13 protein-coding genes and 2 pseudogenes are annotated in these 13261 nt (G+C 58.0%); 10 read left to right on the top strand and 5 right to left on the bottom strand.

Going from position 1 to position 13261, the window contains the following annotated elements:
- The first annotated feature begins 177 nt into the window (after positions 1-177).
- On the top strand, positions 178-963 hold the full coding sequence (otnI, locus tag ACA054_RS12285) for a 2-oxo-tetronate isomerase (RefSeq protein WP_497689613.1): 786 nt from the start codon (positions 178-180) through the stop codon (positions 961-963).
- Positions 964-1087: 124 nt separating this feature from the next.
- A complete protein-coding gene (locus tag ACA054_RS12280) occupies positions 1088-2257 on the top strand; it encodes a GGDEF domain-containing protein (protein WP_497689612.1) in 1170 nt (389 codons plus the stop codon).
- Positions 2258-2314: 57 nt separating this feature from the next.
- Here the strand turns inward: ACA054_RS12280 and ACA054_RS12275 are convergent, their stop codons facing one another.
- Complete coding sequence (locus ACA054_RS12275) at positions 2315-2719, bottom strand: DUF488 domain-containing protein (protein ID WP_497689611.1); 405 nt, start codon at positions 2717-2719, stop codon at positions 2315-2317.
- Between the two features lie 183 nt (positions 2720-2902).
- Between ACA054_RS12275 and ACA054_RS12270 the strand changes: the two genes are divergently transcribed.
- On the top strand, positions 2903-3892 hold the full coding sequence (locus ACA054_RS12270) for an MBL fold metallo-hydrolase (RefSeq protein WP_497689610.1): 990 nt from the start codon (positions 2903-2905) through the stop codon (positions 3890-3892).
- 154 nt (positions 3893-4046) lie between these two features.
- Here ACA054_RS12270 and ACA054_RS12265 read toward each other — a convergent pair.
- Positions 4047-4145: pseudogene (locus ACA054_RS12265) on the bottom strand (outer membrane lipoprotein carrier protein LolA); the annotation flags it as partial.
- Between the two features lie 187 nt (positions 4146-4332).
- Positions 4333-4431: pseudogene (locus tag ACA054_RS12260) on the bottom strand (outer membrane lipoprotein carrier protein LolA); the annotation flags it as partial.
- 429 nt (positions 4432-4860) lie between these two features.
- On the opposite strand from ACA054_RS12260, the gene ACA054_RS12255 reads away from it, so the two are divergent.
- Positions 4861-5856 carry an IS110 family RNA-guided transposase gene (locus ACA054_RS12255; RefSeq protein ID WP_497685826.1) on the top strand — a complete coding sequence of 332 codons (996 nt, stop codon included), beginning with the start codon at positions 4861-4863 and terminating at the stop codon, positions 5854-5856.
- A gap of 166 nt (positions 5857-6022) precedes the next feature.
- Here ACA054_RS12255 and ACA054_RS12250 read toward each other — a convergent pair whose 3' ends face one another.
- A complete protein-coding gene (locus tag ACA054_RS12250; protein WP_497689609.1) occupies positions 6023-7213 on the bottom strand; it encodes an epoxide hydrolase family protein in 1191 nt (396 codons plus the stop codon).
- Positions 7214-7644: 431 nt separating this feature from the next.
- Here ACA054_RS12250 and ACA054_RS12245 point away from each other — a divergent pair, with 431 nt between their 5' ends.
- From ACA054_RS12245 to ACA054_RS12220, 6 genes are all read left to right on the top strand, one after another.
- Positions 7645-8562: a LysR substrate-binding domain-containing protein gene (locus ACA054_RS12245; protein ID WP_497689608.1), complete on the top strand. Its 918-nt coding sequence runs from the start codon at positions 7645-7647 to the stop codon at positions 8560-8562.
- A gap of 97 nt (positions 8563-8659) precedes the next feature.
- Positions 8660-8896 (top strand): hypothetical protein, encoded by a 237-nt coding sequence (locus ACA054_RS12240; RefSeq protein WP_497689607.1) that lies wholly within the window; start codon positions 8660-8662, stop codon positions 8894-8896.
- A 249-nt stretch (positions 8897-9145) separates the two neighbouring features.
- Positions 9146-10678, top strand: coding sequence for a multicopper oxidase family protein (locus ACA054_RS12235; protein ID WP_497689606.1), 1533 nt, complete (start codon positions 9146-9148; stop codon positions 10676-10678).
- 13 nt (positions 10679-10691) lie between these two features.
- On the top strand, positions 10692-11828 hold the full coding sequence (locus ACA054_RS12230) for a hypothetical protein (protein ID WP_497689605.1): 1137 nt from the start codon (positions 10692-10694) through the stop codon (positions 11826-11828).
- 3 nt (positions 11829-11831) lie between these two features.
- A complete protein-coding gene (locus tag ACA054_RS12225; protein WP_497689604.1) occupies positions 11832-12398 on the top strand; it encodes an SCO family protein in 567 nt (188 codons plus the stop codon).
- 1 nt (position 12399) lies between these two features.
- Positions 12400-12735, top strand: coding sequence for a hypothetical protein (locus ACA054_RS12220; RefSeq protein ID WP_497689603.1), 336 nt, complete (start codon positions 12400-12402; stop codon positions 12733-12735).
- Here the strand turns inward: ACA054_RS12220 and ACA054_RS12215 are convergent.
- Positions 12722-13243 carry a GNAT family N-acetyltransferase gene (locus ACA054_RS12215; RefSeq protein ID WP_497689602.1) on the bottom strand — a complete coding sequence of 174 codons (522 nt, stop codon included), beginning with the start codon at positions 13241-13243 and terminating at the stop codon, positions 12722-12724. The genes ACA054_RS12220 and ACA054_RS12215 overlap by 14 nt on opposite strands.
- Positions 13244-13261 lie beyond the last annotated feature (18 nt).

Raw genomic sequence — 13261 nt, 5'->3', positions numbered from 1 at the left:
CGCTCTCAGGTTTTTCGCGAGCAGGCTCGCTCCCACAGGTACCGCGCAGTCCTTGTAGGAGCGAGCATGCTCGCGATGGACGATAACGATGGCGCGCACTGTCTGAATGATCGCGTTGTCCGGACGTTTTTCGCGAGCAGGCTCGCTCCCACAGTATTTTTGATTTCAGGAGTAACCATGCCTCGTTTCGCTGCCAACCTCAGCATGCTCTACCCGGAACACGATTTTCTTGACCGCTTCGCCGCGGCCGCCGCCGATGGTTTCCAGGCGGTGGAATACATGTTCCCCTACGACTACAGCGCGCAACAGCTTAAACAGCAGTTGGACGACAATGGCCTGGTCCAGGCCCTGTTCAACGCGCCGCCCGGCAATATTGCGGCGGGCGAAAAAGGCACCGTGTCCCTGCCTGGCCGCGAATCGGAGTTTCGCGAAGGTTTCGACCAGGCCCTGGAGTATGCCGCGATCCTGGGCAATGACCGCATCCACGTCATGGCCGGGCTGCTGGCGAGCGAAGCAGACCGTGCCCGACACCACGAAACCTACCTGGAAAACCTAAGCCACGCGGCGACGCAAGCGGCCAAGGTCGGCGTCACCGTGTTGCTGGAGCCGATCAACACCCGTGACATGCCGGGCTTTTTCCTCAACCACCAGCATCAGGCACAGGCCATCTGCAAAGCGGTCGGCAAGGCCAATCTCAAGGTGCAGTTCGACATCTACCATTGTCAGATCGTAGAGGGCGACGTGGCGACGAAGCTGCGTCGGGATTTCGCCGGCATCGGGCATATCCAGATCGCGGGAGTGCCGGATCGCCACGAACCGGACATGCGCAACGAGTTGAATTATCCCTACCTGTTCAATCTGATTGATAAGCTGGGCTACAGCGGTTGGGTGGGATGCGAGTACCGGCCGCGCGGCAACACCAGCGAGGGTTTGCAATGGTTGCGTGATTGGCAGGCCCGCTGAATCATTAATGGGCAGCGCGCGATCCTGGCAGCACCTTTTTCCAATGCGGTGAGATCTGCGAAAAAACCGGCTCAAGCCTTTACAATCCCGCCTTTCACCGCAGATCAGAAAGGTTCTACAGGTTATGGCGCTCGACCCTCCCACGATGTTGACACTTTCGATCGCCCTCGCAGCGGCCGCCGCGCTGTACCTGGCGATCGAATGGCGGAGCATTCGCGAGCCCTCGCTGTTGTTCTGGAGCGCGGGTTTCGCAACGATCACCCTGGGGTCGACACTCGCCTTGCTGCGCGGGTACGGCCTCTTGCTGGTCGGCATCTGGTTTGCCAATGGCCTGCTGGTGGTGGCCCATTGGTGTTTCCTGCTGGGTGTCGCGCGCTTCACGCAGACGCGTCTGTCGCGTGCCTGGTACCTGATCTTCATCGCCTGGATGGCCTTGCTGTTGTTGCCGGACGAGCCATCCTGGTCGAAGGTCATTCTATTGGCCAATTCGCTGCTGGTGGCCCTGGTGACACTCAGGGCCAGTTTCCTCCTGCGTCCCCATGGCAAGTCCTTGAGCGTGGGGGCGGTGCAACTGCGCTATGTGTTGCTGGTCCATGGACTGTTCTATCTTGCCAAGTCGATAACGGCCGTCGTTCCCGGCACGCTGATCGATCTTGCCGCGTTTCGTGGCGAGATCATTCAGATTTCACTGGTCGAGGGCGTGATGGCGATCATGCTGATCGCCTTGTCCATGACCGGTACCGAACGCTACAGGCGCGAGAAACGCATAGCCCGGCTGGCCGCGCGTGACCCGTTGACCGCCCTGTACAACCGCCGTGCCCTCGAAGTACGAGCAACGCGCCTGCTCGAGGACGTCTCCACGGCTCGACCCGGCGCGTTACTGTTGATCGATATCGACAACTTCAAACAGGTCAACGATCTGTATGGCCATACCGCTGGCGACCGCCTGCTCGTCACGCTGAGCGGGATGATTCGTTCGGTCCTGCCCGAAGGCGCACTGGCGGCGAGGCTGGGCGGTGACGAGTTCGTGATCCTGCTGAGCAATGCATCAAATGAGCAAATCGTCGGGCTGGGCAGCGCGTTGCGTGAGCAGTTTCACCACGCTGCCGCACAGACGTTCGCTACACCCGAAGCGGTGACCCTGAGCATCGGCGCCAACCTGTTCGACCATCCGCCGGCCAGCCTGGCGGCACTGATCGAGCAAGGCGATGCGGCGCTCTATCAATCCAAGCGTGGCGGGCGAGACAGTATTCGCCTGGTCGATCAGACTTTTGCCAGCGATGAACCTCTATGAATTCCGAGGATTTCATTGCAGGGATCGCTTTCCGGCAAGCGTCGGCAGCACTCGGGTCTAATAATCAGGAAAATCGCCCAGATAACACACTGGCGAGTTAGGTTCCGCGTGCCGATCCAACTCATCTTCAAGCCATTGAGCCAGGACAATGGCATTGTTTGCCTGCAGATCCTTGGCCGCAAAAATCAAGGTAAGCGTGCCTCTTTCGGCGAGCAGCAACAGTTGCCACCAGCTCTGTGGATTGGCCGCCAGCTCCCGCCGATAGGCAAGGGTGAACTGCGCAAAACTCATTTTTTTGCTGGTGAAGGCTTGGCGTAATTCCGTGGAGGGGGCGACATCGGAGAGCCATGCCGCCAATTGCAGACTGTCCTTTGGACAATTGCGCGGCCACAGGCGGTCAACCAGCACACGGTTTCCGTCTCCTTGAGTCGCGTCAGCATAAGCACTTTTGCACTGAATCATGGCGGTGTGTTCCTTGCTGCCAGGTCGCTCAGTGATGCCTGGCCTCAGAGAAGGCGCGTATCTTTTGGTTGGAAAGGATCACGCTAAAGTGCAAGCCCACTATACGCGGGTATGGTATCGGGCGCGGTGTGTGGCGTTGCACACTGATTCCCCGAACGATCCGTTAGCGACAGGTGAACGACCATGGCAACGCATCTGGATTACCCCACCCCAAAGGCCGGTACACATCAGGAAAGTAGCGGTCAACCAGCGTCAGGCATGAGTTTGCCAGACACTTCATACTCCGCTGGATCGGGGTCGCAGGAGTTGGTGCCTTCGCGCTATGCGCTGCGGGTCGGCGAGATCGACGTGCTGGTGATCAGCGATGGAGTCCTGCCGCTGCCGACCGCTACCATGTCCACCAATGCCGACCCAGCCGCCCGCGTGGCCTGGTTCAAGGAAATGTTCCTGGGGCCGGACGCGTTCGATTGGGCGTTGAACGTGCTGGTGGTACGCAGTGGCGACCAGACCATTCTCGTCGACGCAGGACTGGGTGGCCAGTTCCCTGGTTTTCCACGGGCCGGGCAGTTCCCCAAGCGACTGGAGGCCGCCGGTATCGATCTTTCGTCCGTGACCGACGTGGTGATTACCCACATGCACATGGACCACATCGGCGGACTGCTGGTCGACGAGGTGAAGAACCGGCTGCGCCCGGACCTGCGGATCCACGTGGCGGCGACCGAGGTCGAGTTCTGGGCCTCGCCCGATTTTTCCCTCACCTCCATGCCGTCGCCGGTACCTGATGTCCTGCGGGCAACCGCCGAGCAGTTCATGCAGGAATATCACAGCAAGCTGCGCACCTTCGATGAGGAGCATGAGGTGGCACCGGGCGTGCTCGTCAAGCGCACCGGCGGTCACACCCCGGGGCACAGCGTGGTCTACGTCACTTCCGGCGGTGAGCGGTTGACGTTCGCCGGCGACGCCCTGTTCCCCGTCGCCTTCGAGCACCCCGACTGGCACAACGGTTTTGAACATGACCCTGAGGAGTCGGTTCGCGTTCGAGTCCGACTCATGCAAGAGGCAGCGGCAAGCGGTGAACTGCTGGTCGCCACGCACCTGCCCTTCCCCTCCGTTGGCCGGGTGGCCGTCAACGGTGACGCCTTTCGCTGGGTAGCGGCGGTCTGGGACTACTGACAAACCCGCTGGCGCGGGTTGTATTGAAATCCTGTAGGAGCGAGCCTGCTCGCGAAAAACCTGAGCACGCCACGGGGTGTCAGGCTGAGCGCGTCATCGTTAACGACCATCGCGAGCAAGCTTGCTCCTACAGGGTTCTGGGCAAGATCGCGATGAATGCGTTTGCCGCGATTACTGTAGGAGCGAGCCTGCTCGCGAAAAACCTGAGCACGCCACGGGGTGTCAGGCTGAGCGCGTTATCGTTAACGACCATCGCGAGCAAGCTTGCTCCTACAGGGTTCCGGGCAAGATCGCGATGAATGCGTTTGCCGCGATCACTATAGGAGCGAGCATGCTCGCGAAAAACCTGAGCACGCCGCGGGGTGCCAGGCTGAGCGCGTCATCGTTAACGACCATCGCGAGCAAGCTTGCTCCTACAGGGTTCCGGGCAAGATCGCGATGAATGCGTTGGCCGCGATTACTGTAGGAGCGAGCCTGCTCGCGAAAAACCTGAGCACACCACGGGGTGTCAGGCTGAGCGCGTCATCGTTAACGACCATCGCGAGCAAGCTTGCTCCTACAGGGTTCCGGGCAAGATCGCGATGAATGCGTTTGCCGCGATTACTGTAGGAGCGAGCCTGCTCGCGAAGAACCTGAGAGCACCGCGGAGCGTCAGATTTCCCGCGTTATCGTTGGCGTCCATCGCGAGCAAGCTTGCTCCTTGTATGTTGTCCCTGTACCCAGCGAGAGAGGTTAAGCTCGGCAGCGTACACACAAGTAAGTGCGTTTCTGGGGGAGGCCGATCGCTCCTGAAGGCAGGATTTGCTCCTGACCTTGTCTGTAGAGAGGCCCCCCCGCCTCATTGCCCACCACGAAGAGTATCGAGAAGCCGACAAGTCGGACTTCGCATTACAAGGTTGCAGTGGCATGAAGTTCGAGGTCGGGGGAACCAGGTGCAATCTTACCTAAAGCCAAGGAAGTGAAAAGCAATGAATGCGCATGTCGGCATAGATATCAGTGCTCGCAGTTCAGCCATGGGATGGCGGCAGAACGGCAAAGCAGCAGGCAATGGAGACATTCAGCACACACCCAAAGGTCGCAAGGCCGCTGTGGAAAAGCTGCTACGTCTCAAGCCGCTAAGCGTTGTCATGGAGGCCACCGGTATTTACTACCTGGATCTTGCGATGGAGTTGCACGCCGCCGGCTTGCCGGTCTCGGTGATCAATCCCAAAAGCTTCCACAACTTTGCCAAGCTGATGTTGCAAAACAGCAAGACTGACCAGATCGATGCCCAACTGCTGGCCGAATACGGCGAGCGTATGGGGCCTAGGCTGTGGGTCCCGCCCACTGCGGAACAGATGATGCTGCGTGCGATTGGTCGCCACATCAACCGACTGATTGGCCATCGAACACGAGCCAAAAACGAATTACACGCCCTACAAGCAACAGAAACGAGTGTGGAGCTGCTGATCGAGGATGAGAAGGAGGCGATTGCAGGACTGGACTCCCGGATTGATCGCTTGAAGAAAGCCGCACGTGAGGCCATCGCCAAATGCCCGGATCTGAGTTTGCAGTTTCGCTGCATGATGGCGGCGCCCGGCGTTGGAGAGGCCTCGGCCATCGCCGCACTGGCTGAGCTGACGACCCTTCCAGTGACGCTTAAATCGGCACAGGTAAGCCGCTATGCAGGCCTGGATGTCAGACTGACCCAGTCAGGCACCAGCGTGAACCGGCCAGGACGAATGTCCAAGTGCGGTAATGCTTACTTGCGTGCAGCGATGTTCATGCCGGCGATGACGGCAATCCGTTGTGATGAGAATGTGAAGGCCTTCTACGAGGCACTGGTAGCGCGCGGCAAGAAGAAAATGCAAGCCATCGGCGCGGTCATGCGCAAATACCTAACCGGGTTATGGGCATGCATGCGCTCCGGAGAAGAATTTAATACGGCCAAGCTTTTTAGCAAAAAACATCTCGCGAAAGCTTGACCGTGAACAGAGTATCTACAGGGTTCCGGGCAAGATCGCGATGAATGCGTTTGCCGCGATTACTGTAGGAGCGAGCCTGCTCGCGAAGAACCTGAGAGCACCGCGGGGCGTCAGGTTTCCCGCGTTATCGTTGGCGTCCATCGCGAGCAAGCTTGCGCCTACAGGCTTACCTCAGCGACTTGAATCCGGCCCGGACTTCCTGTGAGAAAAGCGCCGGCTGCTCCCATGCAGCAAAGTGCCCGCCTTTGGGCACTTCGTTGTAATGCACGAGGTTGGGATAGGCCTGCTGCGACCAACTTTTCGGCGCCGCATAGAGTTCATCAGGAAACACGCTCACCGCAACCGGGATCTTGACGCCCTTGACCGCGAAGAAGGTCGACTTGTTCTCCCAATACAACCGAGCGGAGGAAATGGCCGTGTTGGTCAGCCAGAACAGCGTGATGTTGTCGAGGACGTCATCGGGTGTCAGGCCTTCCGCTTGTCCGTCAATCGAACGCGCGATCAGCTCGTAGCTTTTAGGATCGTGATCGAGCATGAAGGCCGCCAAGCCGACAGGGGAATCCGTGAGGCCTGTCAGCGACTGAGGCCTGTCCCCCATCATGATTGCGTAGCCGATGTGCTTGTAGGTGAAGGCGAGCTGATCGGCCGCGCGCTTCTCCTCCTCGGAAAGACCACTGGGTACCGGTTCGCCGCGAAACAACGCCGCATCGATTTCAGGCGGGATGACCCCAGGCATGTTCGAGTGAATGCCGATCAAGCCAGCTGGCGCCTTTACAGCCATCAGATCAACGACAATCGATCCCCAGTCACCGCCTTGTGCCCCATAGCGGGTGTAGCCCAGACGCTTCATCAGCTCGATGTAGGCATCGGCGATTCGCTCAGGATTCCAACCGGCCTCGGTCGGCTTTTGCGAGAAACCATAACCAGGCATCGATGGAATCACCAGGCTGAACGCATCGGCGGCAGTGCCACCGTGCGCCGTCGGATCGGTGAGTGGCCCGATGACTTTCATCAACTCGATCACCGACCCAGGCCATCCGTGCGCCATCAATAGTGGCAACGCGTTCTCATGTTTCGAGCGGACATGAATGAAATGGATATCAAGGCCATCAATATGGGTGATGAAGTTTGGAACTGCGTTTATTTTCGATTCAATGCCGCGCCAGTCATACTGGGTTGCCCAGTGTTTGGCCAGTTTCTGGATCGTCGCCATTTGTACGCCTTGCGAGGAGTCATTGACTATTTCCTTGTCCGGCCAGCGGGTTGCTGCAATACGTCTGCGCAACTCTGCAAGTTCGGCTTCCTGGGCGTAAAAATGAAAGGGACGTATTGCAGCGGTATTGTCTGTATTGGTCATAGCGTCAAGATTCCTGGGCGCGAAGTGATACGCAGGCGCCAACTTTTGATTGGCCACTGTTGTAGGTTTTAATGAGATTTAAATTTAACAACGTCAGCTAACTAACTGACTGGATTGATTTTATAGTCACGACTGCAGCGCGAATAGAACGGAAAAACCGATCTCCTTCGCCTTTTCCGCCCACCACCGCTGCTCCACCGCTCGTCGTCAACGCGCCACATTAGCTTTGACATCATGAAGTCTTTGGATGAATATAACTCCATCGCATGCGATCTTATCGATAGCGGTAGAAACAGATCGCAACGCTTACCCTTTGGGAATTCAGCCATGAACACCAGACTCAAAATGTTTATCCCTACCGACGCTTCCCTTGCCCACAACGGCAACAACTGGATCACTGCACCCTATAACCGTCCCAGAGGCTGTGCCGCATGAAGCTGGTTCAGCTTCGAGCCTTCTGCTCAGTGGTCGACATGGGCAGCTTTCGTTCGGCGGCACGAGAACTGGACGCGGCCCAAAGCACGTTGACTGAGTCGATCCAAAGCCTGGAAAAAGAACTGGGGGCAACCTTGTTGGTACGCTCCAATCAGGGCATCAGCCTGACCACCGCCGGCAAGGTGTTCCTGATCCGGGCCCGCTCGATCATCCTGGACTGCGATCGCGCGGTACAAGACGTCCGCCAGTGCAATGGCATGCCTGAAGGCCAGATCGCATTGGGTGTCACGGCGGAACCCTTGGCGGCTTGCCTGATGCCGGTCTTCAGCAGCTTTACCCGCCGATTTCCCCAGGTGCGGCTACACGTCGCCAGTGGCAAGACGCGGATGCTGATCGAGATGATTCGCGCTGGCCGACTCGACTTCGTGATGTGCCCCCTGACGCCCAACGTCTGCGATATCGACCTGCACATCGAGCGGCTTTACCGCTCCAAAACCAGCGTCATTGCACGCAAGGGGCATCCCCTGGCGAATGCCCGCTCGCTACTCGACCTGGTCGATTGCCAATGGGTCAGCGTCCGCCCGGCCGGGGTTGCAGGTAGCGCAGAGAAGCATCTGCTCGAGTTGTTCAGCGCCCAAGGCTTGCCACCACCAAAGATCGCGATCACGACCGAATCGCTCCTGGAAATCCTGCACATCATCTCCGAGACGGATTACCTGACCATTGAGCCCGGCATGCTTGCCGACATGAAGCTGTTTTCCTCGTCGCTTGTCAGCATTGCGATTCGCGAGCCTTTGGAGTCGAGTGAGGTGTGCCTGATCAGCCGCCGAGTGTCACCTTTCACCCAAGTGACACAGGAACTGACCAGCATGCTGATTTCCTACTCGCGCTTGCGTCACCGGGCCAAAGGGTGAGACCCGAGTCGGCCCGGACAAACGACCAGCGGGATGGAAATACCGGGTCTTTGCACCTATTTTTTCAGCTCCTCGTTGACGAAACAGGAACCAACCCATGCCAATCCTCAAGGCAATTCTCGTGACTGTAGTGCTGGGCGCAGGGCTGATTGCTTACACGGGCACCGCGCAGGCCGAAGGTGATGCTGCTAAAGACGTCAGGGATGGCGTTCGTGACGTGGACAAGGATGTCGACCGCGACGGCAAGGATATTGATAAGGAAGCCAAGGAACTGGATAAGGAACGTCACAAGGAAGATCGTCATCTGGATAAAGAAGAGAAAAAGCATCTCTGACGGTCGAAAATCGCCGAATGACGGTATTTCCTGGGTATAAAAGCGCATTTCATCGCTTTGGCGTAACGCTGGATCCAAAAAACTTGCGAGCCACCCGGCCTGTTCTACACTGCGAACAGTTCGCAATTACACTGAGGGCCACACCTGACGTGGCCTTGCGCATTGCCCAGTGTATCTTCTGATCATCTTCGGCAACGCACAGGCGGACCACACAGGTCGTTCCTCGCCAAGCTACCGAAGGTCGCGATCATGCCCAGAGCTTTCAGCGTCCGTTCCTTTGCACTCTGCGCAAGCGCAGTCGCTCTTGCATTGAGCGGTTGTGCCAACCAGCACTCCGCTGAACCTGCGTCCCAGCCTCTGCGACAGAATCCCGAATTCACCTACGATGCCAGCGGCGTGACCCACGCCACGCTGACGGCGGCCGAGCAGCAGGTAAATGTGGGCAACGAACGTTATGTCTCCCTGGTGTTCAACGGCGATTACGATTCGCCACTGATTCGAACGCGACCCGGCGGCACCATGGCGATCCGTCTGGATAACCGCATGGACGAAATTACCAACCTGCATTTCCATGGCATGCAGGTGTCGCCCCTGGACCAAGGGGACAACATTTTCCGCGTGACCCAGCCTCATCAGGTCGGTGAGTACAACGTCAAGCTGCCGCTCGAGCACAGCCCTGGCGCCTATTGGTATCACAGCCATTTTCATGGTGGTTCGCAGCGCCAGGTGTCAGCCGGGATTGCCGGACCGATCCTGGTCGATGGCATGCTCGATCCGTTTCCCGAACTCAAGGGCATCAAGGAGCAAGTGCTGGTCCTGCGCAATTTCCAGAAAACCCTGACCGGCAAAGTGGCCAGCGAGATCATCACCAGCGCCCCGTCGATTCGCACGATCAATGGCCAGGAGGTGCCCGTCATTGACATCAGGCCCGGCGAGACCCAGCTCTGGCACTTCATCAACATTGCCGCCAACCAGTACTTCCGGATTCGCATCAACGGCCAGTCGATGCAGGTGTTGTCGCGCGACGGCAATACCGTTACGCGCCGGGTCGACGCTGACCAAGTGCTGATCGGGCCGTCGGCGCGTTTCAGTGTGTTAGTGGTCGGGCCACCGGCCGGGTCCTACGAAGTCGAAACGGGTTCCGGCAACACCGGCCCGGCGGGTGATGATTACCCGGCGGCCAGGCTTGCCGTGCTGCGCTCCAGCGGCGAGCGGGTCGCGACCCGGCAAATCACCAGCGCCTATCCGCCCGCCGAGGATTTCGGCAAGATCGCGGTGAACAAGACGCGGCAGTTCGCCTTTCAGGACTCGGACACCGACCCCAATGCGTTCTTGATCAACGGCACACGCTTCGAGCTGGACCGGGTCAACACCACGGTCAAGCTCGGTGACGTCGAAGAATGGCGGCTGTTCAATCCGTCCCAGGAATTGCACCAGTTTCATATTCACCAGGTGGATTTCCAGGTCACCGAGATCAATGGCAAACCGGTGCAATTCAGCGGCTATCGGGACAACGTGTTCATCCCCGCCACGGGTTCGATCACCGTGCGCATCCCTTTTCGCGATCCGGTGATCCTCGGCAAGTTCGTCTACCACTGCCACATCCTCGAACACGAGGACGGCGGCATGATGCAGACGATCCAGGTGGTCAAGCCCGAGGACTACGAGCAGGCGGTCAAGCTCGAACCCCTGGGTGGCCTGTACGGTGAAAACAACCAGTTGTGCTCCTACCTGCGCAACACCGGACAGGACCCGAAAGCGTCCAGCCCGTTGATCAAATAAAGGGGGGGGCGCCATGAGCAACTATCGCTTGGCTGTGTTGATGCTGGGATCGGTGTGCGGTGTCGAGGCGACGCTGGCCGATGACGGGCAGTACCCCAATGTCGGCATGGATTACGACGCGACCTTTCAATACGACCACTTGCATGGCGACCTGCCCCAGGGCGGCAATCGCAACAGCACGGACGCCTACCCGGACATCAACAGCACGTTCTACTTTCGCTTCACCCATGATCAGCAGATCCAGCTATCCACCGAGATCAATCCTGTCGACGGGCCTGAACCCGGGCAGAAGCGTTTTTTTGAAGACGTGGGCCTGGTGATCAACGACCTCAACTATTACCAGAACAACGCCAACTCAGCTTTTTCGGTCGGCAAATACCACGTGCCGTTCGGCCGCGCCCAGGACCAGGCGCCCGGCCTATACACCGAAGATTTCGTCAGTACCTACGACCTCGACGGCATGCTTGGCGGCACCGTGGCGTATCGGTTTTTCGACCAGCGCCTGGGCATGATCGAGCCGAACGTGAGTCTCTATACCGCGGACAATTCATTCCTCGGCCGACCGTATCTGCGCCATGGCGAGAAACTGCAGCGCAGCGACGGCGGCCCATCGAATACCGGCAAGCTCGATTCCTACGCAGTGACGGTGAACTGGCTAGCCATTCCAGCGGTGCCTTATCTGGAAATGCAGGCCGGCTACATGTTCAACAAAAAGGCCGAAGATGAGACACAGGCCAATCCACCTGGCGAAGACGATGAAACCATCAAGATCGCCTCTGCCCGCTACATCTGGGCCTATGAGCCGAGTACCGATCTGGAGCCGACACTGGCCGGGCGTTATTTCGATATCGTGCCCTTCATCGAGTTCGCCGATGTCGACAACGAAGACGGGATTCAAGGCAATGACACCCGCTACCTGACCACCTCGCTGACCTTCGATTTCGGCGATTGGGCCCTGGGCGCGACCCGCACCGACAAGCATCGCGAATCGACGGGGGGCGCGGATCGCCAGGACTACCTCAACGAGTTGAGCCTGACCTACAACATCACCGGGCAGATCAAGCTCGGGCTGTCAGCCGGCACTCAGAAAGAGGATGGCCAGATGTCCGAACTCGTCGGCCTGGCGCTGACTTATTCCGGAGGATATTGATCGATGAAGTGGCTATGCGCGGCAGGCGCGCTGCTGTTGATGGGGCTGGTGATGAGTACCGGCGCCGCCACTCGCAGCGACATTGGCGGGCCGTTCCAGCTGACCAATCAGAATGGCCAGCGGGTCAACGAGCGCAGTTTCGGCGAGCCGGTGTTGCTCTACTTCGGCTTCATGACCTGCCCGGCCATCTGCCCCACTGACCTGGCGAAAATGGCTCGCATCAGCCGCCAATTGCAACAACAGCAAGGCATCAAGGTGCGGCCGGTCTTCGTCACCATCGACCCGGAGCGTGACACCCCCGGTAAACTCAAGGCGTACGTGAAATACTTCGCCAGCGATTTCGTCGGCTTGACCGGCTCGGCGCAAGAAATCGCCCACATCACGGATGCCTACCACGTGTATTACAAGAAAGTGCCGTTCGGCGATAAATCGGACCAGTACATGATGGACCACTCGACCATCCTGTTTTTACTCGACAGTCAGGGTCGCTACCTCAAGCACTTCGGGCGAGGGATGGATGAGAAGGAAATAGAGCAACAGGTGGTCACTGCGCTGGCTGACGGGACATGACATGAACGATAAAAAGTCGCCGATCAGTTTGAATGAAGATATCTGCGTTCATATTTTTACCGCTTCAGCGGCCATGGTGGGCGTATGCATTACGGTCATCGGTATTTTCCAAGTGGTTACCACGCTCAGAAGTGAAGATTCCCTGGGTGACGACTTTCTTGCGATAAACGCCATCCTGTATTTGATTACCACACTTCTATCCTACTGGGCGCTGCGCACCAGCAACTTGAACCGTAATCATTTTTTGGAAAAACTGGTCGACGGTCTTTTCCTGACCGCCTTGACCTGTACAACGGCAATTGCAGGGTTTATCACCTGGGCGATCACCGTGCATTAGTGGCTGGAAAAACCGAAAGGACGAATCGGCATTCGGCCCCCGATTCTTCGTTGCTGGAGGGTTGTTCAAGCACGAATCCGCACCGGTCCAGTACTTTTCTTGAGCCCACATTTTCCTTGAATACATAAGCCACCAGTTGCGTCAGTTGCCAACGCTCCTGAGCCTCCTGGATCAGATGTCTGAGCGCCTGTGTCGCCAGCCCCTGGCCGCAAGCGTCGCGACCAACCCGATAGCCAACCTCCGCGGAACCCGTCGATGGGTTGATGCTTTTAAGATTTGCTCGTCCCACTATTGTTCCGCTGCAGTCTTCAATGACAAACGGATGCCAAACGCCGATGGCGAAATCGGATAAGTAGCCTTCAATGTGGTCGGCGACACCCTGAAATGAATAAAAAGCAGGGTCGCGCGCATCGATATGAGATTCGAACCATTCACGGTTGCGGATTTCGAAGGCGAGCAACGCTTGAGCATCCGTACTTTTCAGCTCGCGAATTCTTGGTAGTTTCATTCATCAACGCTCCTGTGC

Source organism: Pseudomonas sp. LBUM1653, assembly GCF_059716115.1.
This window is presented reverse-complemented; position numbering and strand designations above follow the sequence as displayed.